Genomic DNA, 23,645 nt, shown 5'->3' on the forward strand with positions numbered 1-23,645 from the left:
AATTGACCATTGAACGGAGTTAACCCTCCGTTTTTTTGTGGGTGATAAGGGTTTCGAGGTACCGCAAGGTCAACAGACAAGGAACAATACTCACTGCCCCCGCCAGCCAAAATCCATGGGCGATCGCCGGCACCTGATCCAAGGCCCAACCGCCGATCGGTGGCCCAATTAAATAACCAATCGCCCAACATTGGGAATTCAGTGCGAGGTAAACACCCCGTTGGGAGGCTGGGGCGAGATCAACCACTAAAGCAGAAGCGGCTGGGGTATAGGCATCGGTGGCTAGGGCTAAAATCCCCAGACTGGCGATCGCCCCCACCAGGGCCGGAATTGCACCAATACCCGCTCCCCACATCACCGTAAAGCCCATGCCCCATAACAGGAGGGAAACCATCAGGGCATGGGGTCGGCTCAAGCCATTTAAACGCCGGGCAATGGGCAACTGACAGACGGAAGCAAACACGATATGCCAGGCAAACAGGCCACTAATCACCTGGGGCGAAAATTCAATGAAATTCGTGAGGTATAAAGGCGCGGTGCTTTGGATCTGGGCGATGTACAGCGTAAACATCACATTGACGGCCATATAAATTACCAGCCGTTGATCCTGGAGGGCCGTTAACCAGCTATTACCATCCGCTTGGACATCTTCGTGGCTTTGGTAGGTTTCGGCGATCGCCACCCAGATCACCCCAAAAAACACCACAAAACTGATGCCATCGAGGACAAACAGCAAACGATAATTTTGAATCGTTGCAATGATCAAGCCCCCCAGCATCACCCCTGTACCGAGGCCAATGTTGTCCGCCAGGCGCACCAAGGCAAAGGCTTCATTACGCTGACTACCGCTGGTTAAATCTGCCACCACCGTTTCTGTCGCAGGCCAATACAAACCGATCCCCAAGCCCATTAACAAATTTCCCAGCACCAACAGCCAAAACGTATCTGCCGTTGCTAAAGCCACATCGGCGATCGCCGAAACCCCTGCGGCGGCCAGCAGCGTTTTTTTGCGTCCCCAGGCTGGATTATCCGCCCCTGTTCCCCCTAAAAAACGGCCCACAACCCCCGAAACCGAGGCACTCCCTAACGCGAGGCCCACCTGGGTTGCTGATAGGCCCACCTGATTTACGAAAAAGATTGGCGCATAAAAGGCAGTGAACCCGGTGCCAATCTGGGAAAGAAGTCGGCCTGCTGCGAGGATCCAGATCTGGCGATCAAGGCCCAGCAGCCAAGTTTTTGATGCATTACCCATGAAATTTTTAAATTGCGCTTAAATGTTGACCGTGAAATTTATTGTTCCCTGAGTTGGAAATCGTTTTCAGTGGGGTGAGGCAGGCCCAACGCCTCGGTACGGACATCGTTGATCAGCTGATCTAAAACCGGGAACGTGCGGGGATAACCACTTCCCAGCCCCAACAATGACAGGAGACGAAACGTCTGGAGATCATCGGGACGCAACACCGTATCCACCGCTTCAAAATCCTCACTACGGTAAAGCAGTCGAGAGGCTAGGCGCTCACTACCGACGGGTTTGGCAAGTTCGGCAATCTGCTTCAGCCATGCCTGGAGCGTCACCCCTTCGGCACGGCGGGAGGTCAGGAGATAGGTTTGGGAGTCTTCTGCATTGGCTTGTTTGAGGTTCAAATTCAGATTAAAGTCCGGCTGAAACCAAGCCTTGAGAATGAGCCAACGGGTATTATTGTCCGGGTTTTGGGCAATTTGTTGGTTGATGATTTCTAGGGCTTGTTCGGGTTGGCGATCGCTAAAATCAACGCTTGCACCATTGGTGAAAACTGACTGAGATGATCCCGGTGGGGAATTGGCAGACTATGCCACCAGGCCACCAAGCCATCCGTTCCTGGAGGGTGATGACGTAGGGATCCTGGGGATCAAGGCGTTCAAGTAGATCCTGGTACAAAGCAGGGACACTTCGACAGCCTCCACCCGCACCGCTGTAAAGGGTTCTTGCTCCCATTGGCCGAGGGTCATGATCCTAGGATGACTAAGCCTTGGAGCGCAAAGGCGGCGATCGCCTTTTCCCGTTGATCAGTCTGGAGGTAGGTTTGACCAAGGAGAAAAAGGTGGGTTCTGCTTCCCGTGAGAGCAACTGGATTGCCCGTTCAAAGTAAGGTTGCGCCAAGCTTGGGTCTAATTCCAACAGCACAACCCCTGTATTAACGTTGGCATAGTAGTCGTTGGGGATCAAAGGATGGGCATCGAGGAATATTCCGCCGCTAGTTCGGTGGTTTGTTGGTTGCTTTCTGGGCTATCCGTTGCCTGGCGCGTACCCCACAGCCACAGTCCAACCGGAGAGGATAGTTCACATTCCAACCATTGAGGGCATAGGCCCGGTTTATTGCGGTAAAGGCCGCTTCTGGTTGCCGTTAGCCCAGAGGGTCTGTCCCCGCGAAAAAAGATACATCCCAGCACTGTAGGGCACCGCAACTAACAAAGCCCCCAAAAACCAGCGAGGCTTCCTAAGCTCCACAAACGGCGTTCGGGAATGGGCAAGGGTTGGGGAGTGGCTTCGTTTAAAACCTGATCCGCGACGCTCAGTAGCAGCATAATCGTTAAAGTCAGGGTAAGGCTGATGGGGATATTTTCTAATTGATAATCAGTGAGGGTCGCCATGGCGTAGGCAAACCAACCGCCCCCCAAACCATAGAGCAACCGTTTGATTTGCGGGTTATCTGTGTGGTGATGGATACGATGACCGAGCCGAATTAGTTGCACCAAGAAAAAGGCGATCGCCGCGCCACCAATTAAACCCAGTTCCCCCAGAAGTTGGATCGGGTTGCTGTGGAGTTGCTGGATGTGAGCGGCGCCGGAGCCGACATTGATCGGGCGATAGAGGTTATATTCCCGGGACATATTCCCCGGGCCGACTCCTGTTAGAGGGCGATCTTGCAAAATATTCAAGCCCGCTTGCCACATAAATAAGCGGTCTTCCGTTTCCCCGTCCACCTGGAACTGTACCGTTGGTAGGCCATCGCTGAGATTAATTTGAATCAGCCGCTGCACCCGGGGATGTTGTAACCCCGCTGTCACCATGATCCCCAACAGAAATAGGGCAATGGTGCCGGAGATTAAACGTTTTTTTCCTTTTGTGCGGCCAATAACGAAGGCGATGGTGGCGATCGCCCACAAAAGTAACCCCACAAACCCACCCCGGGAGGAGCAAGTGTAGAGGAGATAAAGCAGGGGAGTACTCAGCACCAAGAGCAGGCCCCGCATTTTTCCCCGGTGGGCAAGGGCAAAGCTCAAGATCATCGGCAACACAAGGCAGAAATAGGCCGCCATAAAGTTGTGATGGCCCAGGGGAATGGAGTTGCGTTCTAGCTCGCCATTGGCCATTAACCAACCAATGAGACTCACGAAACTAATCCCAAAACCTAGACCCACAAGGCTCCGCCATTGATTTTGCCAAGTCCAAACACCCAGGTCGCCAAGGTTTCGGAGACTATAGAGGACAACGCCATACCCGGAAACAGTGACAAGATTAAATAGGGCAACCCCTTTAAACGGCGCAAATACGGTGGATAGTCCGCAGGCGATCGCCACCGCGAGAATGCCCCAATCCAAACCATAGCCTAGGGGACGAAAAGGCAGCTCAAATTTCCGGAGCATCACCAAGAGGGCAAGACCCAACAGTAAGAATCCCCCCTGCCAGAGTAAGATCCAAGGGAAGGCGGCCATAAGGTAATAACTCGGCGGCAAAAACATAAAAAAAATCAAGAGTGCCAAGCCCCCGCAGGCGAGCCAGCGTCCCGTTGTCATCTCAGCAAAAGTCTTCATCTATCCCCGTTAATTCGTCGATATTACGCAAAACATGAGTTCAAACTGATTGTGTTTTCCTCGGCACAACCCCCATCGCATTTTCTCATTGGTGCCCCTGGTTCTGGCAAATCTACCTTTGCCCAGTGGTTGCGCCAAACTATGCCCCAGGCTTGCTTAATTTCTACTGATGCAATTCGGGTGCAATTGTACGGCGACCCAGGGATTCAAGGGGATGGGCCCACCATTGAGGCGATTGTGCTGTGGCGGCTACACCAGGCGATCGCCCAGGGAAAACCTGTCATTTATGATGCCACCAACTGCCATCAACCCTGGCGATTAGATTTTTTAAAAAAATGTCCACCCCTGGATTGGCTGGCTTGGTATTTAGCTTGTCCTTTAGGGATTTGCTTGGCCCGTAACCAAAGGCGATCGCGCCAGGTTCCCCCAGAAATTATCGAAAAAATGATCCGCGACCTCGAAGCCGCGCCACCCCAGGCCCAGGAAGGTTTTCTGGAAATCATTACTCTACCGGATTTGCAACCAGCAACCCTTAAGGCCCTGAAAAAACAGCAGCTTCAATATCTCGACGGCTAAGGGAATATTTAAACGAACGCTCAATGTCAGAACCATCGGCCCCCGCTTTGAGGTAGGACACCGCCAGCTCTTCGATTTCGAGGCGAATTTCTGCTTGCCAACCAGGGCGGCCGACTGTCCAACAGTGGAGATTTTGGGGATCTTGCTCGCAGCCCATCTCCCGGAGCCACTGCTCAATTTTGGGGAGGGGATGGTTGTAGAGGGGGCTATCAAGGGAAGGCATCGTGGACATGGTTTTTGGGGAAGGTGATTGGCTCGGCCCAGAGGGCCACCGTTCAGTCTACCAATTTCTTTTAGCTGGCAACGGCATCGCAACGTCAGAATAAGCCTTCTAAGTTCAGGTTTTGGCGGCTAACCCCCAGGGCGATCGCCAACAAGACACAACCGACAAAAGTTAAGCCCATAATAAACAGCGCGAAAATTTCCCCCGCCGAAAGGGGCCGATCCGTCGGGTCTAGATAGGCAGAATTCGAATAACCGCGTTCTCCCTGTTCATTTTGTAAGGGCTGGATCACACTGTAGCGAGAAAACCCAATCTGCAAATCGTAAAGCGATCGCCGCTCTGGACTGCTTAAAATGCCGTAGGCTTCATTGAGACGTTGAAACTTTGCCGTAGCTTCCGCTTCCGGTAACACCGTCGTATCGGGGTGAAACTGCTTGCTGAGCTCCCGGTAACGTTGGCGGATTTCTAGGGGCGATGCCGTTGGTGATAGGCCCAAAAGACCATAATGACTCTGGGCAATGCGCGTTTTGACATCAAGGACTTTTTCGGTGGTGCGAGACTGTTGGGAAGAACGAGCCATCGTGAACAAACCCCAAAGACTTGCCCCATATTTTATCGTTCTCTCTCCCCAGAGGTAATGTGGTAGTAACAGACAAAAGGCGATCGCCCTTTCGCCATTTTCCTTTGTCCCTTCCCCTGCATTCTCCGACGCCCCATGGGATTCCAATCCATTGATCATCTCCTCAACCATCTGCTTGACCAACCCGCCTGGGCGCACCAAAAACGTTTTACAGCCGTTAATAAGCGTTGGCAAAAGATCCTGCCGAAAAAAAGCCTGGCTAACAGTCATCCCATTCGGATCATTGATGACGTTTTGTGGGTCGCCACCCCCAATCACACTTGGTCACAACACCTGAATCTCCAGCGCCGCCGTCTGCTGGCCCAGCTCAATGCCCAACTAAACCCTCCCCTCAAGGATCTCCGGTTTTCTACCGTCCATTGGCACCGACGGCCTGCCTATTCCCCTCTGGCCGCCGACCCAAATCTCCCCCATCCGAGCCAGATCCCCCCTCGTCCAGACCAACCCCAGCGCCCGGATGCTCGTCAAACAAATCAAGATCCCCTCGAAGCCGCACGCCACTGGGCCGAAACCCAACAGCAACTCTTCGCTGGGTTACCTGCCTGTCCCCGTTGCCAAAGAGCGACGCCCCCTGGGGAACTACAACGGTGGCAGGTTTGTAGTTTTTGCATTGTGCAGGTTTGGCAGGAACAACAACCCTTAGGTTTAGGCCTTCCTCCCGAATCTTCGGCCCCGGAAACTTCTACCGAGCCAGAAAATGCCCCCCCTGAGGATGATCCCTAACTTACTTTTTGCAGGGAATAAAGCAAAGCGCCGGAATCGCGACTGTTGAGCTGTGGGAATTCTGAAATGTTCAGTAAAAATTTGGCGATCGCCAAGGTTTTTTGGACGTAATCACTGGCTTATTTTATTTTTCTGGGGAAATACAGAGAAAAAACATCTTGATTGTTAAATGATCCCCATAGTGAATTGGCTGCGTTTTTGCCATATCTTAGGGGGTTACAGGCACATATACCTATTTAAAATTACTGTTAAGAAGTTGAAACATCAAATATAAAAAAAAAACAAACTTTAATTGTGCCTTGATCCGGGTTAATCAAGGGCAGGGATTAAGCTTCAGGGGATCTGGTGATCTGGGTAACAGTCACATAATGAAAACATAAATAAAATTTTTATGACATGGGGTCCCTAGGGGAGCGTTTATGAAACCGCAAAGTTGCTCAGTCTCCACTTGTAAGCATTGTCGTTGTTTTCAGGCTGAAGGGCGTCGTGGCGGCATCTGTAAACGCTTCGAAACGTTTGCGGCAGGGGACTGGACAAGCTGCCCCTTTGCGCTCCCCATTTTTGAAGACAGTTGGGAACCCACAACGGATCTGGTATTGCTCGAAAAATCTTTTTCGTTGGATTGTGCGGCCCAAAAAGTACCAACGGCGATCGCCCCGCTGTCAACGACCTATTCTGAGATTCATCCCCAATAGTCGGGATTGGCTCCCTGACCGACAAAGAAATGGCTTTAAAAACAAAAAATTGATGGCAAAAAACTTAGCATGGGCAACCATGCTTTTTTACTGGTGTTGTTCAGCGAAAAAATAACGACGATCGCCCCCGTGGTGTAAAAATTAATTTTGGGAAATACTTTTATTTTTTTGTTGGTAAAACTTAATATTGTTTTAAGAAAAATTATCGGCAATTAGGCTATCCGAAGAGGATTTTTGTTGTTGCGCGAAGAGCCGAGATCTCGTTTAAAAGGGAAAAAAATCAGCGCCAATTCACAAAAATCGCTAAAATAGGGCCAAGAGAAACAGGTATCAGGTGACACGATAACCGTTTCCCTCTGTACCCGGACTCATCTACTGTTTTTTTAATCTTCCGTGACTATGCTCCAAGACAGTCTCACCATCCGCTACTATCAACGCTTAACGGACGCCATGGTAGAACTGTGGCGCAGAGGCAACCGCTATGAAGATATTCGTCAATACATGGACGGTTATATTGCCTGTCTTCACCACACGGGAGCCCTTGAAGTGTATAAGATTCACCGCTTAGAAGAAGAAGTTTTTCGTTTTCTGCGGGATCCATCCAATTTTGAAATGGCCTACCCCCAAACCCAAACGGAAACAGATTTCTATTACTAAGGCTGCCGTCGGGACAAGGGAACTTTTGTCCCTGGGGCGTTGTTTTTACCAGGGAGCATCGACAATGGAAGCAGATTGTAGGGTCACGGCCTGACCGGCAAGGCGTTCAACCGTTGCTTCAAGGTGATCCTCCCCAACCATTTCACTCTGGAAATCCCGAAGACTTTCTAGGCCAGGATACTCATCAAGCAGCTCTTCTCGTAATTCGTAGCCACTGACCCGAAAAAGCCAGGGAACCCTATCAAAGTTGGGATGCTTGGTAGGTATACTTTTGACACCAGAAACGGTGATGTAACGGCGGTGACCGGCACGTAGCGGGGGGAGCTCGGCAACAAGCTTCTCCCCCCGTAGTAGGCGCTTATAGAGATCGGGGCTAAGCATAACCTGGGGATTTTTGGCCTATCTGAGACGGCCAGAATGTAGGGAAACAGCCTCTGACTTCACAGGTATGTGGCGCTGTTTCCCAAAGTTATTTTTCGTTTTCGAACAGGCGATCGCCTTAGGACGCGAGGGCGACCTCAAGCATCTCATGGAGTTCCTTCGAGTTGTAAAGCTCGATCATGATATCGGAACCACCAACAAATTCTCCATTGACATAGACCTGGGGAATCGTCGGCCAGTTGGAATATTCTTTAATGCCTTGGCGCACATCGTAGTCTTCTAGGACATCAAAGGTCTGATATTCAACGCCGAGACTGTTAAAAATTTGCACAACGTTGTTAGAAAAGCCACATTGGGGCATTAGCTTACTGCCCTTCATGAACACAAAAATTTTGCTGCTGTTGACCAATTGATCAATTTTTTCGCGGGTTTCAGGGGTTAAAGACATCTATTTTTCCTCATAGTATGGGTTGATAAGGGTTCAGGAAAACATTGTTTCCCCGACCGTTTAAGTGGGTTGACCCACTTCTGCCCATTTCTCCGGGGTGAAAGTCCGCAGGGCTAAAGCATGGATCGCTTCTGAGGCTAAATCCTCCTTGAGGGCAGCATAGACCATTTGGTGTTGGCGTACCCGGGATTGACCTGCAAAGTCGGGGGAAACGACGATGGCCTCTAGGTGATCGCCGCCACCGGTGAGATCTTTCACGAACACTTGGGCTCCGGAAAGATGGGTTTCAATGGAGGTTTTGACTGCCGATAAGCTAACCATAGGTAATTAGTGTGAAATCAATCCTAAATGTAAGCAGGAATACTTAAGCCATTGTATCTTTAGTCTTCCGTCTCTGGATTTGCTGGGGTGAATGATTTAGGCGATCGCCAACTCTGCTTGAATTTTCTGCCAAGCCGCTTGGGGATCTGCGGCCTGGGTGATCGGTCGGCCAATGACGAGGTGATTTGCCCCCTGTTGGATTGCCGCCTGGGGAGTCATGACCCGCTGTTGATCCCCTGATTGAGCCCAGGTGGGCCGTACCCCTGGACAAACCAAGGTGAAATCTTGACCGCAACATTGCCGCAGCATCGCCACTTCCTGGGGGGAACACACCGCCCCATCTAACCCAGCGCCTTGGGCCAGGTTGGCCATGTGTTGGGCAAAGGCATCGAGGGGCAGATCCACTTGCAAATCGTCCCGCAACTGGTCTGGACTAATACTGGTGAGGACGGTAATCGCAATTAGTTTAGTCGGAGAATCTCCGAGGGCTTCTTTGGCAGCCGTTAAGGCGATCGCCCCGGCAGCACCGTGGATAGTCAGAAGATCGACCCCATAGGCCCGCGCCGAACGGCAGGCACCAGCAACGGTATTGGGAATGTCGTGGAATTTGAGATCAAGAAAAATGCGTTTGCCCTGGTCTTTGAGGTAGCGCAAAATATCCGGCCCAGTGGCGACAAATAATTCTAGGCCCACTTTCCAGAAAGTGACCTCCGGTAAGCTCTCGACTAAGGCGATCGCCGCAGGGAGATCCGGCACATCCAGGGGCACAATCACAGTATCTTGCATCAGTTATTGCTTGCGTAAATTTCATTAGAGACGGTCATGTTCAGCATAACGGTGTTTTGAGCTTTTTGAGACAAGGCTCACCCATTGGCAAAATCCCACCGGGGACTAGGTTAAAATAAACCCCTTGCGGCGTAATATGCCCAATGACGAGTGGTTTTCCTTTACGCTCTTTTTCTGTACAAAATATTCCAATCCAGACGCCATGACAGAAACGCCTAATCCAGACACGAAACCAGCCACAGCCCCAGAGGAACAGGGTTCTAAAGCTCGCCAACTCCTCGGCATGAAAGGCGCCGCTGGGGGGGAAACCTCCATCTGGAAAATTCGCCTGCAATTAATGAAACCCATCACCTGGATTCCGCTGATCTGGGGGGTTGTTTGCGGGGCAGCATCCTCCGGTGGCTATGTGTGGGGAGTCGAAGATTTTCTCAAGGCCATGACCTGTATGTTGTTGTCAGGGCCTTTACTCACGGGCTATACCCAAACCCTTAATGATTTCTATGACCGGGAGATTGATGCGATCAATGAACCCTACCGTCCCATTCCTTCGGGGGCAATTTCTGTACCCCAGGTAGTGACGCAAATTCTCGTACTCCTGGGTTCTGGCATCGGTTTGAGCTATCTCCTTGATCTTTGGGCTGGCCATGATTTCCCCGTGATGTTGGTCTTAACGGTGGTGGGCTGCTTCATTGCTTACATTTATTCTGCGCCGCCGCTGAAGCTGAAACAGAATGGTTGGCTCGGTAACTATGCTTTGGGGGCGAGTTATATTGCGTTGCCTTGGTGGGCCGGCCATGCGCTGTTTGGGACGTTGACACCGACGGTGATGGTGGTGACCTTGATTTATAGTTTTGCAGGTCTGGGGATCGCCGTTGTGAATGATTTCAAGAGTGTCGAAGGCGATCGCCAACTGGGTTTAAAGTCTCTCCCTGTCATGTTTGGGGTCGGGACTGCGGCATGGATTTGTGTGCTGATGATTGATATTTTTCAGGTGGGCATTGCGGGGTACCTAGTCAGTATCCACGAACAGTTATATGCCACGATTCTCTTGCTGCTGGTGATTCCCCAAATCACCTTCCAGGATATGTATTTTCTGCGGGATCCCCTAAAAAATGATGTGAAATATCAAGCCAGTGCCCAGCCTTTTTTGGTGTTGGGGATGCTGGTTGCGGGCCTCGCCATGGGCCATGCGGGGATTTCCTAAAAGATTAACTGGACTATTTTTCGCTTGATTTTTTGGCAATGCTGATCGGGCTCTTTCTCTCCGGGTCGTCGAGGACATGGGGAGATTTTTTTATGGTGCTGCCCAAGGGGGAAAAATCTTTGCTATCTTGTTTGTAACAATTTGCAATATCTAATCTTTTTTTCAGGTTTTCTTTACCCTTTTATTACCATCCCGCTCGCCCTTTAAATCTGCGATCGCCAAAGATCGCCTTCGCCATGACTTCTACTTTGTCTGTTCCAAGTGCGGCTCAAGATTTGCAAGCGCTCGAAAAGGCTTGGCGCAGTCTAACGGCAACCAGTTGCCCCAATCAGTACAACTTCCACATGCATTCGGTCTGTTCCGATGGTCAACTCACCCCAACAGAAATTGTTGACCAGGCGATCGCCATCGGTCTAAAAGGCTTTGCGATCACTGACCACCACACCATCCACGGCTATCACCAGGCCCAAAGCTACCTCAGCCGACAGCAGCAGAATGATACGACACGACCCTTGCCCCACCTCTGGACGGGCATCGAAATTAACGGCATCCTCCTTGACACCACAGTACATATCCTTGCCTATGGGTTTAACCCCGATCACAGTGCGATCACCCCTTACTTTAACCGGGAAATTCCGGAAGGCGATCGCGCCGCAGCAGCAGTGATTATTGACGCGATCCATGCCGCTGGAGGCTTAGCTGTTCTGGCGCATCCCGCCCGTTATCGTCGTCCTGCCACGGAGTTAATCCCGGCAGCAGCATCCCTTAACATTGATGGTGTAGAAGCCTATTACGCCTACGACAACCCGAAACCCTGGGTGCCTAGCCAAAAACATACCCCGGTGGTGGCTGCCCTTGGCCATCGGCACAATCTATGGCTCACCTGCGGCACAGATACCCATGGTCGCAGCCTCCAGCAACGACTTTAGGGATCGCTGCGAAACTTTGATCCCCGCATAGCAAAATTCTGGCCTAAAATAAACTTACCCAAGGAATATTTTCCTCCTTTGCCCCCATTAATCCTGCCGCGACCCTTAAAACGAGATTAAGTGGGGTTAAAGCCTTTGTGGATTTTGTCCCTCAAGGCATTCATTGACGTGGTATTGTAGCCATCGTAACCGCTGAATTTCCTTACTCTCTTTCACCCACTAACTAGGAGTGCAACCTGTAGGATGACTGTCCCTCAAACTGTCTATGCCAACGATCTCCCCGACAAACCCAAGGAATACTGTGGTGTTTTCGGTATCTATGCCCCAACGGAAGAAGTGGCAAAACTGGCATATTTCGGACTCTTTGCGCTCCAACATCGGGGGCAAGAATCCGCAGGGATCGCGACCTTTGACGGTACGCAAATGCACGTGCACAAAGGTATGGGCCTTGTTTCCCAAGTCTTTAGCGAAGAAAAACTGCAGGAACTGCCTGGGGTTTGGGCCGTGGGCCACAACCGCTACTCCACAACTGGCTCTAGCCATAAGTGCAATGCCCAGCCTGCCCTTGAAGAAACTCGCCTGGGGACTTTGGCCCTCGCCCACAACGGCAACCTGGTGAACACCATCGAGCTGAAGGATAAGTTGTTGTCCCTTGCCGATGGTCTAGATTTTCAGACCACCACAGACTCAGAAATGATCGCTAAGGCGATCGCCATCTATGTCGATCAAGGGAAAGATTGGACTGAAGCGGCGATCGCTGCCTTTAACCTTTGTTCCGGTGCCTATAGCTTGGTCATCGGTACCCCGGACGGCATTATTGGCGCACGGGATCCCCAAGGAGTGCGTCCCCTCGTCATTGGCACCCTCACCGAGGAAGATGGCAGCACCCGTTATGTTCTGGCTTCTGAAACCTGTGCCCTCGACATCATTGGCGCGGACTATCTGCGGGACGTCGAACCAGGCGAAATGGTCTGGATTACCGAATCTGGCCTAACTGCCCAGCAGTGGTCTGAAAAACCAGACCGGAAGCTTTGTGTCTTCGAGATGATCTATTTTGCCCGTCCCGATAGCATTGTCCACGACGAAACCCTCTTTAGTTACCGTCTCCGCCTGGGGGCGCAATTGGCCAAAGAATCCAACATTGAAGCCGATCTCGTCATGGGGGTTCCTGACTCTGGTATTCCCGCCGCCATCGGTTTTTCCCGTGCCTCTGGGATTCCCTTTGGGGAAGGACTCATTAAAAACCGCTACGTAGGCCGTACCTTTATTCAACCGACCCAGCACATGCGGGAAGTGGGGATCCGCATGAAGCTCAACCCCCTAAAAGATGTCCTCCAAGGTAAACGAATTATCATCGTGGACGACTCCATTGTGCGCGGCACTACCAGCCGTAAAATTGTCCGGGCGCTCCGGCAAGCTGGGGCCGCTGAAGTCCATATGTGCATTTCCTCGCCCCCTGTGACCCATCCCTGTTTCTACGGCATCGACACCGACAGCCAAGATCAACTGATTGCTGCGACAAAGTCCCTGGCTGAAATCGAAAAACAAATTGAAGTTGATTCCCTGACCTACCTCAGCAAAGAGGGCATGCTAGATGTCACCAACGAACGCACTTCTAGTTTCTGTACTGCTTGCTTCGATGGTCACTATCCCATTGAAATTCCGGACGCGATCAAGTCATCTAAGCTAATGTTAGAAAAAGCCACTGTCTAGCAAAGCCGTTCCCATGGATTGAGAGCGGTAAAGGAAGTATTAATGCCGACCTATCCCGGAATTTCTAGCGAAGCCTTTCGTCATCCCCTCGATCGCCAAGCAGAAGAAGCCCTCCGTAACCTGCCCGGTTTTAAGCTGTTGGCTAGTCGTTTTGTGGAATATATCTACGAACGACCCCAGCAGGTTTTTTTAATGGGCAACAATATCAAAGCAGGCCCCCGTCAGTATTCAACCCTGTACGGCATTTTTCGGGAATGTGTCCATGATTTGGATATTTCCCCAGAGCCGACCCTTTATGTCAACCAAAATCCGATGGTCAATAGCTATGCCCTCGGCCATGATCATCCTTACATTGTGGTGAATACGGGGTTAATGGATTTACTCGATGAAACAGAGTTACGGACGGTGATGGCCCATGAGTTGGGACACATTAAATGCGACCATACGATTTTGATCCAAATGGCAATGTGGGCCATGGGGGCAGCTTCTTTCCTGGGGGAAATTACCCTTGGCCTCGGTAATGTCATCACCACAGGGTTACTTTACGCTTTTTATGAATGGCGGCGGAAGGCAGAACTTTCGGCGGATCGGGCCGCTCTCCTGGTGATGGATGATCTCAACCCCATTTTGCATACCATGATGAAGCTCGCCGGCGGCAGTGCGAAATACGGCCACGAAATGAGTTTGACTGAGTTTACCCAACAGTCTCAGGATTACGATGAGCTTGATCAGGATCAATTGAACCAAATTTATAAGTTTTTAATCTACAACGGCGGTAATGGGACATTTCTAAGTCATCCTTTCCCGGTGGAGCGATTGAGCTTTATCAAAACCTGGGAAGCCTCTGAAGAATATCAACGGATTAAACAGGGTCATTATGCCCAAGCCGGTACTGGTTCAGTAGACGTGAATGCCGAAGATGAAAGTGATCTAGATAGTTTGCGTCGTCAAATTGAAGAACTTAAAGCAGAAATCAAAAAGGCCAAAGGAACCGAATAAATCCCGTGGGGGATAAAGGATTGGAGGGGGATGGCTAGGGCTGAGGTTAGAATTGCGATGTTGAGCGATGCCAGTAATGCATCTATTGCCCCCCTTAATGCAGGCTTGTAATTGCCCCAAAGTCCGTAACTTGCTGATGGGTCGGAGAAGCAGTTGTTCCGGGGCGGACGAGTTGCCATGCTTGGTATCCGGCTTGGATCGCCGCGTCTAATTCGGCAGGGACATCCGATAGAAACAGGATTGCCTCAGGCGGAAGTTGCACAGCCTGGGCGATCGCCTGATATGATTGCACATCTCGTTTTTGGCCGACCTTGAGATCAAAGAAGTAATCGAAGTAGCCCGTGAGGTCACCATAGTCAGAGTAGCCGAACAGGAGCTTTTGGGCCTTAACCGAGCCAGAGGAATAAATCCCCAACTGGATGCCCTCTTTTTGCCACTCTTTTAGTTTGGGCAATACATCTGGATAAACATGGCCCCGAAAATCGCCGTTTTTGTAACCCTCTTCCCACAAAAAACCTTGCATTGCTTTCAGGGGGGCAACTTTGCGGTCTTCTACTGACCATTGGTGTAATGTGGCGATCGCCCCAGTTTGATCGAGAGATGTTCCGGTTTCAGTGAGGGCTAAATCCTGCACCTGTTTGAGGATTGCCGCAATTTCTGGTTCCTCGGCCCGGCTGGCAATGCTTTGAATATTGTCCCGAAAATAAGGAAACAACACATCAAACACAAAACTCACAGAGGTGGTTGTGCCCTCGATGTCCATCAAGACAAACTGAATCATAGGGTGATGGCGCGGTATTGTTGTTCAACTTGGGAGCCAGTGTAGTGGGGCGTCCAGCCTGCGGTATCCGAGAAAATGCGAATGGCTTTCACATTGGGCACTGGCCCCGCATCAAACCAGTGCTTAGTGCCTTGGGGGACAGAGATTAAATCGCCCGCTTCGCAACAAACATTAAACACGGCGGTACCGTCGAGGTTAAACCAAAATAAACCCTGACCAGCGACAAAAAAGCGCACTTCGTCTTCGGAGTGGGTATGTTCTGCGAGAAATTTTTCGCGGATCGCTTGGTAGTTTTCAATGCCACTGTGGATATTCACCACATCGGCGCTTTGGTAACCATTGGCCGCCATGAAAGGATCGAGCACATCGGCATAGGCGGCGAGAATGTCTGCTTGGGACGCCTCCTGGGTTAATTGGGCAGGCGTTTCCCATTGCTCAAACCAAATACCATGGCTTTTTAAAAAATCTTTGATCGTCGCGGGGTCGGTTAAGGTTTGTTTCGATTCGGTCTGATATAACGTCGTCATCGGGCAGCCAAGGGGGGCGTGATTTTCAATTGCTCAAGCTCGCATTCTAACATGAACTCCCAAACCTCTAGATGACGCTTGGCGATCGCCATGGTTTCTCCCCAGGCATAAAGGCCATGTTTTGCGATTAAAAAGCCGTAATTATTTAACTCCTCCTGTCGCTGGGCGAGTTGTTGACAAAAGGATTTCATGTCTTGGTCATTGGCGAAAATCGGTAAGGCGATCGCCGTTTCGTGGGTGGTTTGACCCGCAATGCCCTTAATTACCTCGTAGCCGCTAAAGGTAACAGCTTGTTTCGCCGCAAATATCCCAGACAACAACGTTGCCGCCACTGAATGGGTATGCAACACACAGGTAATTCCCGGAAAGTTTTGATAAATAAAGCAGTGAATTAAAGTTTCTGCCGAAGGCTTAATTCCTTCATCGGGGGGCAGCGGCAAACCCATTGTATCTACCGCAATAAAATCCTCCGGTTGAAATTGAGATTTATCAACGCCACTGCGGGAGACAAAAATAACTTGATCTTCGTCCAAAAATGAATAATTCGTCGAAGTGGCCGGTGATTTTCCCTGGGTATGGAGTTGCCGTATCACAGCACATAGCCTTTCTTTTTGGGTCTGGTTCTCTAAAGACATTTGGGCACAAATAAAGCAGAAAAAATAAAAGCAAATCTTAATATTTTACTGATTGATGTCATGGTTAGCGCGACATTTCTAGCGACAACTGGGACTTTATCTTTTTACGGGAAATTTTTAGCCAAAACACCATTGCAGATAAGTGTTTTTACTCAACTTTTAGTTGCTTTCTTTGTTAATTGATGTTGCAACTTTGACCATTCATTCTCATAAATCGTTTACAACCAGAACATGATGCTGACTACAATCAGTCATCTTTGGCTAAAAACAAAAATAAAAATCAATTATTGATAATGGATAACGAAATTAAAAAATACCGCATGGTTTGCACCCTAACCTTTGGCGATATCTATGGGCAAATTATTGTTTGGCTGATTGTCATCTTTCTGAGTCTTGCGACCACCCTCGCCCTTTGGAGTGCAACCCGGCAAGTTTATGCCCTGGCCACCGTTGCCCTTGTTGTTGTCTTATCTTTGCCCTTTCTCTTATTTGCCTTTGTGACAACGCTACTCAATCACATTGAATTCGTGCCCATGGGCGAATCCGAATCTTCTAAAACCTTCCCAAGCCGTCGTACGCCCCCTTCCTCTACTAATCCGGCAACGGCAAGCTAGGGATGAATTACGGAAGTGATGGCCCAGCCAGAGATAACAGTTAAATAGCCCCATGAAACAGGGGCGTTAGTGGTTGCACTAGAGAAATCTGGAAAAATTAAAATTAATTCTGAGGACTTTCTGGGGCCGCTTAATGGATTGACGGTGCAGAGTCTAGGGAGATCACCGGGGCGCTACTGAAGCGTTTACTTAGGCGTAATTGATTACCGGCGGCGTTCCAGTGAATTTGGTCGAAAATTTGATAGAGCAAACAGAGGCCACGACCACATTCATCTTCTTCAGGGGGGAGGAGATCATCATTTAATTGACAACATTGAGCCTGACGGTCAAAGCCTTGACCCTCATCGGTAATAATCCATGAGCATTGTTCTGCCCCCATGTAGAAATGAACAATGACTTTTTTGCTGGGATCTAGTCGATTACCATGTTTGGCCGCATTAATCAGTGCTTCCTGGAGACCGAGTTGAACTTCGTAGCGCCAGTCACTGGGGATACGGTCTAGGAGAAGGTCGAGAATCGGGACTAAGTAGAGGGTAGAGGCAAAACTGAGGGTCGTCCAATGGGATTTTAGCGGCGGCAATGAAATCGCGATCACAGTTAATGCTCCTTTGGGGATGTGCGCAGGGATGAATGGGGAAAACTGGGCTCAGTGGGGTAGCTTATGGCATAAACCCAAAAAGTAGTGGTCACAACATAGTTTGTTTGCCTGTAGGGAATCCCGAACGATCTTGTCGTGGTTTCTGCCTTGTATTATACAAAAAATTTTAGGTTTCCACGAAATTCAAGAGAACGGCGCATTCGACATGGGGCGTTTGGGGAAAGAAGTCGGCGGGCTGCACCCACTGGATTTGGTACTGTTGGGTGGCACAAAGGTGTTTGAGGTCGCGGGCGAGGGTTGCAGGATTACAACTGATATAAACAATTTGCTTGGGTTTGCTGTGAAGGAGAGCATCGAGCACTTGGCGATCGCAGCCTTTACGGGGGGGATCAAGGAGCACGATATCAGCAGTGACATCCAGACTAGGTAGAATTGACTCTACGGTGCCAGCGTAGAATTCCACATTATGGATATCGTTGTGGTGGGCATTTTCCCAGGCCTGCTGGATCGAGCTTGCTTGAACTTCGATGCCGATCGCCTGCTGGACTTTTTTCGCTAGGGGCAAGGTGAAGGTTCCCACACCACAGTAGGCATCGACGAGGATTTCTTCACCGGTAAAGGTGAGCTGTTGAGTAATTGCCGTAAGGAGGGCTTCGGCGGCGCTGGTGTTGACTTGGAAAAAGGTTTCAGGCCGGAGCTTGAGGGTTAGTCCCGCAAAAATTTCTTCGAGGTAGGGACGACCGGCGATCGCCTTTGTGGTGTCACCCCAGATGAGGTTGCCTTTTTTCGGGTTTTCGTTCAAACAAACCCCCACAAGACCGGGATATTCTTCGAGCCAGGTTTCAGCTTGGGTTTCTAGGTTAATCAAATCACCACTGGTGGAAATTAGCGTCAACAGCATTTCCCCGGTGCGCTGACCAATGCGGAGGGCGAGGTGGCGTAATTTGCCCTGGTGTTTGGTTTCGTTGTAGATCGACCAGCCTTGGTTTTGGATGTCAATTTTGACATTTTCCAAGAGGGGATTGAGGCGCGAATCCTGTACTGGGCATTGGTTGAGGTTGATCAGTTGGTGGCTTCCTTTGCGGTAATACCCGGCTTGCACATTGCCCATACTACTGGAACGACCCAGGGGATAGGTGGCCTTATTGCGATAACTCAATGGCCCATCACCACTCAGGATCGGCTGAATGTCGAGATCCTGGAAACCACCAATGCGCTGGAGGGCCTGTTGAATTTCGTTGGTTTTGACCTGCTGTTGTAGAGAATCTTCTACCTGGAGCCACTGACAACCACCGCATTTGTCCGCCACGATGCAGGGGGGACGCCGCCGTTCTGGGGCGGGTTCTAAAACTTTTTGCAGTTGACCGATGGCGTATTGTCGCTTGAGACGGACGATCCGCACCTGGAGGCGATCGCCTGGCACCGTATCCGGCACAAACACAACTTGATCCCCATGGCGACCGACCCCAGCCCCCTGGCTATTAAGGTCATGGATGGAGAGTTCAATCAGATCGCCTTGGTGCATGGTGCTAAATTCGCTTTCAAAGTGCCTTCACACTTTAGCCTTTCTTGCGGTCAATCCGGCAGTTTTTCCCTAGAGGGTCGAGAAATAAGCCTGGGCTTCGCTTGGGTTTGGCACCATGGTGCGATCGCCCACTTGCCAATCGACGGGACAAACTTCATTGTGATTAGTCTGGACGTGCTGAATCGCTTGGAGCACCCGCAGGGTTTCGTCAAGGCTGCGGCCAAAGGAAAAATTATTCACGGTGATGTGTTGGATCATTCCTTCCGGGTCGATGATAAAAAGTCCCCGCAGGGAGATCCCCGCTTCCGGTTCGAGGACGCCGTAGGCCGTGCTAATGGTTTTGTTTAAATCAGACACCAGGGGAAAGGCTAAATCGCCCACGCCACCCATTTTGCGGTCTGTTTGGATCCAGGCGAGGTGCGCAAATTCACTATCTACGGAAACGCCCAATACTTCCGTATTGAGTTTTTGAAATTCCCCGTGGCGATCGCTAAAGGCTCCTACTTCTGTTGGACAGACAAAAGTGAAATCGAGCGGGTAGAAAAACAACACCACATATTGCCCCCGATAGTCGGACAACTTAATGGTTTTGAACTCTTGATCAATGACGGCGGTAGCGGTAAAGTCCGGTGCCAATTGTCCCACTTGTGCGGCCATGGTTATCGTGTTCCAACGCAAAATCTTTCCCCAAGGTATCACACCGCTATTTTGCGTCCCGAAAACCAGTGAAAATGGGTTACAAAACGCCCTGGGCCTTGAGGGTTTGCACCACTGACCAGGCTTTGAAGAGTTTTCCCTGGAGGAGCGCCGCCACCCCGGCGATCGCCTGAATTTCTGGGACATCCCCTAGCTCGTCTAAAACTGGCGTAATGGCCAATTCTGCCTGCCTGGGTTCCCAACGGTACAGATGGACGAAGGCGATGTAGGCATTCACCCAGGGATCGTCTAGGGCCAGTTGCTGCAGTTGAGTCAGGGTCTCGATGGTGGCCTGAGATTCCTCTTGGAGAGCATGGGCAAGGGTTTTGGCCCAATACCAATCCCGCAGTTGGGGGCGGTTGGTTGCGTTGGCTGGCGTTTGTGTGAGGCGATAGGCAAGGCTATCTTCCACTTGCTGTAAATAATCCTGGACTGGATCGTACTGGTTAAGCCGCTCCACGTGGGCAAATAATGGCTCTAACCCCGCAATGCCTTCACCAAGTTGGGGCGCAATTTCCCGAAGTTGGGTCAGCCAATCCAAGGCCACCAATTGTGTTGGCGTTAAGGCTTCGCCTGTGGCCGACAAAATTTCTACAGTGACTGTCGGTTGGTTCAAGGGGCGGGCTTCCCCGGTGGCTGGATCGAGATACTGGGCCTCCAAAGTGTAAAGGCCCGTTGGTAAATCTGCTGGCGGTAAAGTGGCGGTACGTTCAATAATTTCGAGGCGATCGCCTTTGTTCTCTGCATCCTCCCGTAGCATCCCGAAGGCCAACTGGTGATCCTGGATCCAAAACTGTTCGCCGTTTGACCAGGTGAGTAACGCCATACCCTTGGTTAAATCCTGCCGATTTCCCGACCAAGTGTAGGTAATCGGAAGAGGTTGACCGGCGATCGCCTCTGGTGCGACGGCCACATTTTGTAATGCCACAGGACTTTGAGTGGTATCAGCAGCTTCGACAGAAACCAAAGGTTGGCGACGGTGATAGAGCTTTAGCTGATCTTGATCCGGCAGCGGCCAACTCCCCTGGAGCAGAAACTCAGGATCAGTATCTAAACTCGCCGCGAGGGCCAACTGATCCGCGTTGCGGTGGGGGTCCTCTCCTGTTTTCGTGAGGAACCAATCAAAGGACTCCTTGTCTTGAGCCAACTGTTCTGGAGTACTCCCTAAATTCCGCCCATACACCTGAAAATCCCGTAGAGCGCCATAGTAATTAAGCGTGTGATTATTGGCGATCGCCACCCCAGGGATCACCCCCAAGTTACTTCTTAAATTTGGAGTTTGCTCAATAATTTCCTGGATAATTTCTGGGTGGGGATAGGTCTGCCGATCCGGATAATTAGGATCTGGTACCAGTCCCGCAATGACTGGCAAAGGAAACAATTGGATGAGCCAAAAGATTGCAGCTAAACCCACGGTTCCCCAACGCACAGGTTGCCATTTACCGCGCCACTGGGTCAGGCCATACCCCAAGAAAACCGCCACAATTGGCAGATAGGGCATGATATAGCGGCCATCTTTGTTGTACATCGCTGATAGCAGCAAATAAGCACCACCAAAATAAATCCCTAACCAATACAAACTTTGTCTTACAGGAAGTTGATATTTAGCGTTTTGGGTAGGAAAACGACGTAGTAAGTGCAACGCAATACCAACAAGGGGCACCAGCAACAGAATCCAGGCGATCGCCTGGGGTAAATCCAACCAATAGTAAACCCATGCCCCCAAGGTATTTAGAGGAGGATCTCCTTCCCTCGCTGCCGATGCGACGTTGGCGCGCTCATAGGTACTGAATAAGTAGATAAAATTTGTGCGATACCAAATTCCCCAGATCGGAAGGGAGAGCAGCAGACCGCAGAGAAGTTGTAGAACCCTTACCCATTGCTTCTGCCAGAGTTGAGCGGCCAAGGAAAATCCTGTCGGCACAAACAAAAAAAAGAGAGCGGTTTGTTTTGTCATCAGGGCACACCCAGCACTGATCCCAAACCCTATTACCCAGAGCCATTGGGCGCGACGGGTTTGCGCAAAATACCAATAGGTTAAACAACAAAATGCCAATGGCGTGACAGCAGCAAGGGGAAAATCCGTCACATAGTAAAGTCGAGGGAACGTCAAGCGGGGCATTAAAAGGGCGATCGCCGCACTCCACAAACCCACCGAACGATTAAATAATCGCTGGCCAATGCCGTAAACCACCAGCATTAGAACACCGCTAAATACCAGATTCATCAGCAGAGCTTGATCATTTCCCGGCCCAAAAATGAGTTGAAATGGCGCCGCAATAAAATGGGTGAAGGGAGGAATCTTATTGGATAAGCGCCAAAAATTCTCCCAGCCGGGGAATTGGCGAAATGCGGCAACGTAGTTCAAACTCTCCGTGAGATAGTCGGCATGATCCCAAGAAGGTACACTTTGATCGAGCCATAACCACAGGCGATCGCCGAGATTAATTCCCAGCCACAACCCCAATAAAAGTAACCCAGTCTTCCAAGGCGCTCTGGGTGATTTTGCGACCTGATCCTGCAATGTTAAAACTCCCCTGATGGATTTAGCCTAGCTGCAATGTATCGGAAAAAATCCCTCAAGGTAAAGCTTCTCGTTATCCTTGCCATAGACAAAAATAATTTCTCAAATCACCACACCTTGCTTGACCCTTGGGGCACTAGGATAAAATAATCCCCAAGCAAATCATCACCACCACAAACCCATGCCCTTTGATATTCCCGTTGAAACCCTCCTGATTGCCACCCTCTACCTCAGCCTCAGCGTGACCTATCTGCTCGTTTTGCCTGCTGGTCTCTATTTTTATCTCAATAACCGTTGGTATGTCGCCAGTTCCATCGAGCGACTTGTGATGTATTTCTTCGTTTTCTTTTTGTTCCCTGGGATGCTCCTCCTAAGCCCTTTCCTGAATTTCCGTCCCCGCCGTCGCGAAGTCTAAGGCTTTGCCGAATGAATTTTCCCATCCTTGCCAACTTCTCCCCCTAAAACCATGCGACGCATTGATATCTTGGCCATCAGTTTCGGTATTTTCATCGTGGGTGGGCTACTCTATGGTGGCCTCAAAGTTGCGGGCCTCGAAAGTTTAGATGCAGGGATCTGGTCCCAGGCGTTGCTGGTAATTGTGGTGTTTGTCTGGGTGGGAACCTATCTGTTTCGAGTAGGAACCCGCAATATGACCTTTCATCAACAGCGGCGAGATTACGAAGAAGCAGCCCTGCAGCGGCGCTTAGATGAGATGAGCCCCGAAGAATTAGCCCAACTCCAGGCAGAACTTGAGGCAACGGAAGATCAAACTTCGCCAAAAAAGTAACGGCAATCTTTACCGAAGGGGGAGTTGGGGACGTACAATAACCCCTTGTGTGTTTTTATCGAACAAAATCATGACCTCTGTTTCTGAACGTTTCCGATCCCTCAAGCAGGCGGGCCAATGTGCGCTGATTCCCTTCATTACAGCGGGTGATCCAGATTTAGAAACGACAGAACAGGCCCTCAAAATTTTAGACGCAGCCGGGGCTGATTTTATTGAACTCGGCGTCCCCTATTCTGATCCCCTCGCCGATGGGCCGACAATCCAAGCGGCGGCAACCAGGGCCTTGAGCCGGGGCGTCACCCTTGAGCAAGTTTTAGCGATCGTGCAACGAGTCCATGGGCAATTAACAGCACCGATTATTTTATTCACCTATTACAATCCGATTTTTTATCGGGGCATTGATGCTTTTATGGCCCAAGTGGCAGCGGCGGGAGTCAAAGGTTTGGTGATCCCGGATCTGCCCCTAGAGGAATCCCAGATGGTGCTGGATGCAGCAACAAGTCATGGTCTTGATTTGATTTTATTGGTGGCTCCCACCAGTCCCACGGAACGGATCGAGGCGATCGCCAAAGCATCCCAAGGTTTCATTTACCTCGTGAGTGTGACGGGGGTCACGGGGGCGAGAACCTCTGTGGCCAGCCGTGTCGGGGAACTGTTGCCGAAGTTACGTCAAGTGACCGATAAGCCCATCGGGGTTGGTTTCGGGGTTTCGGATCCAGCCCAGGCAAGACAGCTAAAAGAATGGGGCGCGGATGGCGTGATCGTCGGCAGTGCGGTAGTCAAACGCCTCGCCACTGGAACGCCCGCCGAAGGTTTAGCGGCAGTCAAAGAATTTTGTGAGTCCCTCAAGGAAGCGATCGCCTAACGA

Annotated in this window: 29 protein-coding genes; 12 read left to right on the forward strand and 17 right to left on the reverse strand. The window is 50.6% G+C overall.

The genetic code is table 11. From position 1 onward, the window contains the following. Nucleotides 1–19 precede the first annotated feature (19 nt). The 4 genes from AACQ84_RS02705 to AACQ84_RS02720 all read right to left on the reverse strand — a co-directional run bounded on the left by AACQ84_RS02705 (nucleotide 20) and on the right by AACQ84_RS02720 (nucleotide 3,795). The gene (locus tag AACQ84_RS02705; protein WP_012306165.1) at nucleotides 20–1,252 is read right to left on the reverse strand and encodes an MFS transporter; all 1,233 of its coding nucleotides are present in this window, start codon (nucleotides 1,250–1,252) and stop codon (nucleotides 20–22) included. 38 nt (nucleotides 1,253–1,290) lie between these two features. After that, on the reverse strand, nucleotides 1,291–1,644 hold the full coding sequence (locus AACQ84_RS02710) for a hypothetical protein (RefSeq protein ID WP_012306166.1): 354 nt from the start codon (nucleotides 1,642–1,644) through the stop codon (nucleotides 1,291–1,293). A 358-nt stretch (nucleotides 1,645–2,002) separates the two neighbouring features. Beyond that, complete coding sequence (locus AACQ84_RS02715) at nucleotides 2,003–2,206, reverse strand: hypothetical protein (RefSeq protein ID WP_012306168.1); 204 nt, start codon at nucleotides 2,204–2,206, stop codon at nucleotides 2,003–2,005. A 239-nt stretch (nucleotides 2,207–2,445) separates the two neighbouring features. Next, entirely contained in the window at nucleotides 2,446–3,795 is a 1,350-nt protein-coding gene (locus AACQ84_RS02720; RefSeq protein ID WP_012306169.1) for an O-antigen ligase family protein, read from the reverse strand. A 51-nt stretch (nucleotides 3,796–3,846) separates the two neighbouring features. Here AACQ84_RS02720 and AACQ84_RS02725 point away from each other — a divergent pair, with 51 nt between their 5' ends. Next, nucleotides 3,847–4,371, forward strand: a complete 525-nt coding sequence (locus tag AACQ84_RS02725) for an AAA family ATPase (RefSeq protein ID WP_012306170.1) — start codon at nucleotides 3,847–3,849, stop codon at nucleotides 4,369–4,371. Here the strand turns inward: AACQ84_RS02725 and AACQ84_RS02730 are convergent. Next, nucleotides 4,328–4,603, reverse strand: coding sequence for a DUF3143 domain-containing protein (locus AACQ84_RS02730; protein ID WP_030005814.1), 276 nt, complete (start codon nucleotides 4,601–4,603; stop codon nucleotides 4,328–4,330). The two genes, AACQ84_RS02725 and AACQ84_RS02730, sit on opposite strands and share 44 nt — an antisense overlap. Nucleotides 4,604–4,688: 85 nt before the next feature. Then, the gene (locus tag AACQ84_RS02735) at nucleotides 4,689–5,174 is read right to left on the reverse strand and encodes a J domain-containing protein (RefSeq protein WP_012306171.1); all 486 of its coding nucleotides are present in this window, start codon (nucleotides 5,172–5,174) and stop codon (nucleotides 4,689–4,691) included. Nucleotides 5,175–5,309: 135 nt separating this feature from the next. On the opposite strand from AACQ84_RS02735, the gene AACQ84_RS02740 reads away from it, so the two are divergent. The 3 genes from AACQ84_RS02740 (at nucleotide 5,310) to AACQ84_RS02750 (ending at nucleotide 7,309) form a co-directional block, all read left to right on the forward strand. Continuing rightward, nucleotides 5,310–5,957, forward strand: a complete 648-nt coding sequence (locus AACQ84_RS02740; RefSeq protein ID WP_012306172.1) for a DciA family protein — start codon at nucleotides 5,310–5,312, stop codon at nucleotides 5,955–5,957. Between the two features lie 419 nt (nucleotides 5,958–6,376). Next, the gene (locus AACQ84_RS02745; RefSeq protein WP_012306173.1) at nucleotides 6,377–6,652 is read left to right on the forward strand and encodes a hypothetical protein; all 276 of its coding nucleotides are present in this window, start codon (nucleotides 6,377–6,379) and stop codon (nucleotides 6,650–6,652) included. A 399-nt stretch (nucleotides 6,653–7,051) separates the two neighbouring features. After that, nucleotides 7,052–7,309: a DUF6761 family protein gene (locus AACQ84_RS02750; RefSeq protein ID WP_012306174.1), complete on the forward strand. Its 258-nt coding sequence runs from the start codon at nucleotides 7,052–7,054 to the stop codon at nucleotides 7,307–7,309. Nucleotides 7,310–7,354: 45 nt separating this feature from the next. Here the strand turns inward: AACQ84_RS02750 and AACQ84_RS02755 are convergent, their stop codons facing one another. From AACQ84_RS02755 to pyrF, 4 genes are all read right to left on the reverse strand, one after another. Then, a complete protein-coding gene (locus AACQ84_RS02755) occupies nucleotides 7,355–7,690 on the reverse strand; it encodes a hypothetical protein (protein ID WP_012306175.1) in 336 nt (111 codons plus the stop codon). Between the two features lie 118 nt (nucleotides 7,691–7,808). Beyond that, nucleotides 7,809–8,138, reverse strand: a complete 330-nt coding sequence (gene grxD / locus AACQ84_RS02760; RefSeq protein WP_012306176.1) for a Grx4 family monothiol glutaredoxin — start codon at nucleotides 8,136–8,138, stop codon at nucleotides 7,809–7,811. A 60-nt stretch (nucleotides 8,139–8,198) separates the two neighbouring features. Then, nucleotides 8,199–8,459: a BolA family protein gene (locus AACQ84_RS02765; protein WP_012306177.1), complete on the reverse strand. Its 261-nt coding sequence runs from the start codon at nucleotides 8,457–8,459 to the stop codon at nucleotides 8,199–8,201. Nucleotides 8,460–8,555: 96 nt separating this feature from the next. Further along, nucleotides 8,556–9,245, reverse strand: coding sequence for an orotidine-5'-phosphate decarboxylase (pyrF, locus tag AACQ84_RS02770; protein ID WP_012306178.1), 690 nt, complete (start codon nucleotides 9,243–9,245; stop codon nucleotides 8,556–8,558). 202 nt (nucleotides 9,246–9,447) lie between these two features. Here pyrF and chlG point away from each other — a divergent pair, with 202 nt between their 5' ends. The 4 genes from chlG (at nucleotide 9,448) to AACQ84_RS02790 (ending at nucleotide 14,090) form a co-directional block, all read left to right on the forward strand. After that, nucleotides 9,448–10,449, forward strand: coding sequence for a chlorophyll synthase ChlG (chlG, locus tag AACQ84_RS02775; protein WP_041443765.1), 1,002 nt, complete (start codon nucleotides 9,448–9,450; stop codon nucleotides 10,447–10,449). Between the two features lie 236 nt (nucleotides 10,450–10,685). After that, complete coding sequence (locus AACQ84_RS02780) at nucleotides 10,686–11,378, forward strand: PHP domain-containing protein (RefSeq protein WP_012306180.1); 693 nt, start codon at nucleotides 10,686–10,688, stop codon at nucleotides 11,376–11,378. A 243-nt stretch (nucleotides 11,379–11,621) separates the two neighbouring features. After that, entirely contained in the window at nucleotides 11,622–13,091 is a 1,470-nt protein-coding gene (gene purF / locus AACQ84_RS02785; protein ID WP_012306181.1) for an amidophosphoribosyltransferase, read from the forward strand. A gap of 42 nt (nucleotides 13,092–13,133) precedes the next feature. Beyond that, nucleotides 13,134–14,090, forward strand: coding sequence for a M48 family metallopeptidase (locus AACQ84_RS02790; protein WP_012306182.1), 957 nt, complete (start codon nucleotides 13,134–13,136; stop codon nucleotides 14,088–14,090). Nucleotides 14,091–14,184: 94 nt separating this feature from the next. Here the strand turns inward: AACQ84_RS02790 and mtnC are convergent, their stop codons facing one another. Genes mtnC through AACQ84_RS02805 form a run of 3 tightly spaced genes read right to left on the reverse strand, consistent with a single transcriptional unit; the run spans nucleotide 14,185 to nucleotide 16,033 of the window. After that, nucleotides 14,185–14,871, reverse strand: coding sequence for an acireductone synthase (gene mtnC, locus AACQ84_RS02795; RefSeq protein ID WP_012306183.1), 687 nt, complete (start codon nucleotides 14,869–14,871; stop codon nucleotides 14,185–14,187). Continuing rightward, nucleotides 14,868–15,398: a 1,2-dihydroxy-3-keto-5-methylthiopentene dioxygenase gene (locus tag AACQ84_RS02800; protein WP_012306184.1), complete on the reverse strand. Its 531-nt coding sequence runs from the start codon at nucleotides 15,396–15,398 to the stop codon at nucleotides 14,868–14,870. The genes mtnC and AACQ84_RS02800 overlap by 4 nt, the downstream gene beginning before the upstream one ends. After that, complete coding sequence (locus AACQ84_RS02805) at nucleotides 15,395–16,033, reverse strand: methylthioribulose 1-phosphate dehydratase (RefSeq protein WP_012306185.1); 639 nt, start codon at nucleotides 16,031–16,033, stop codon at nucleotides 15,395–15,397. The genes AACQ84_RS02800 and AACQ84_RS02805 overlap by 4 nt, the downstream gene beginning before the upstream one ends. A gap of 293 nt (nucleotides 16,034–16,326) precedes the next feature. Between AACQ84_RS02805 and AACQ84_RS02810 the strand changes: the two genes are divergently transcribed. Beyond that, the gene (locus AACQ84_RS02810) at nucleotides 16,327–16,647 is read left to right on the forward strand and encodes a hypothetical protein (RefSeq protein WP_012306186.1); all 321 of its coding nucleotides are present in this window, start codon (nucleotides 16,327–16,329) and stop codon (nucleotides 16,645–16,647) included. Between the two features lie 130 nt (nucleotides 16,648–16,777). Here the strand turns inward: AACQ84_RS02810 and AACQ84_RS02815 are convergent, their stop codons facing one another. The 4 genes from AACQ84_RS02815 to AACQ84_RS02830 all read right to left on the reverse strand — a co-directional run bounded on the left by AACQ84_RS02815 (nucleotide 16,778) and on the right by AACQ84_RS02830 (nucleotide 21,990). Further along, a complete protein-coding gene (locus tag AACQ84_RS02815; protein WP_012306187.1) occupies nucleotides 16,778–17,242 on the reverse strand; it encodes an ATP-binding protein in 465 nt (154 codons plus the stop codon). A gap of 169 nt (nucleotides 17,243–17,411) precedes the next feature. Then, entirely contained in the window at nucleotides 17,412–18,770 is a 1,359-nt protein-coding gene (gene rlmD, locus AACQ84_RS02820; RefSeq protein ID WP_012306188.1) for a 23S rRNA (uracil(1939)-C(5))-methyltransferase RlmD, read from the reverse strand. Nucleotides 18,771–18,839: 69 nt separating this feature from the next. Next, nucleotides 18,840–19,427 (reverse strand): peroxiredoxin, encoded by a 588-nt coding sequence (locus AACQ84_RS02825; RefSeq protein ID WP_012306189.1) that lies wholly within the window; start codon nucleotides 19,425–19,427, stop codon nucleotides 18,840–18,842. 79 nt (nucleotides 19,428–19,506) lie between these two features. Next, entirely contained in the window at nucleotides 19,507–21,990 is a 2,484-nt protein-coding gene (locus AACQ84_RS02830) for an ArnT family glycosyltransferase (protein WP_012306190.1), read from the reverse strand. Nucleotides 21,991–22,171: 181 nt separating this feature from the next. On the opposite strand from AACQ84_RS02830, the gene ndhL reads away from it, so the two are divergent. The 3 genes from ndhL to trpA all read left to right on the forward strand — a co-directional run bounded on the left by ndhL (nucleotide 22,172) and on the right by trpA (nucleotide 23,642). Next, nucleotides 22,172–22,405 carry an NAD(P)H-quinone oxidoreductase subunit L gene (gene ndhL, locus AACQ84_RS02835; RefSeq protein WP_012306191.1) on the forward strand — a complete coding sequence of 78 codons (234 nt, stop codon included), beginning with the start codon at nucleotides 22,172–22,174 and terminating at the stop codon, nucleotides 22,403–22,405. A gap of 51 nt (nucleotides 22,406–22,456) precedes the next feature. Continuing rightward, entirely contained in the window at nucleotides 22,457–22,777 is a 321-nt protein-coding gene (locus AACQ84_RS02840) for a DUF3007 family protein (RefSeq protein WP_030005830.1), read from the forward strand. Nucleotides 22,778–22,847: 70 nt separating this feature from the next. Next, nucleotides 22,848–23,642: a tryptophan synthase subunit alpha gene (gene trpA, locus AACQ84_RS02845; RefSeq protein ID WP_012306193.1), complete on the forward strand. Its 795-nt coding sequence runs from the start codon at nucleotides 22,848–22,850 to the stop codon at nucleotides 23,640–23,642. Nucleotides 23,643–23,645 lie beyond the last annotated feature (3 nt).

It is taken from the genome of Picosynechococcus sp. PCC 7002 (genome assembly GCF_963860125.1).
Classification (GTDB): domain Bacteria; phylum Cyanobacteriota; class Cyanobacteriia; order Cyanobacteriales; family MRBY01; genus MRBY01.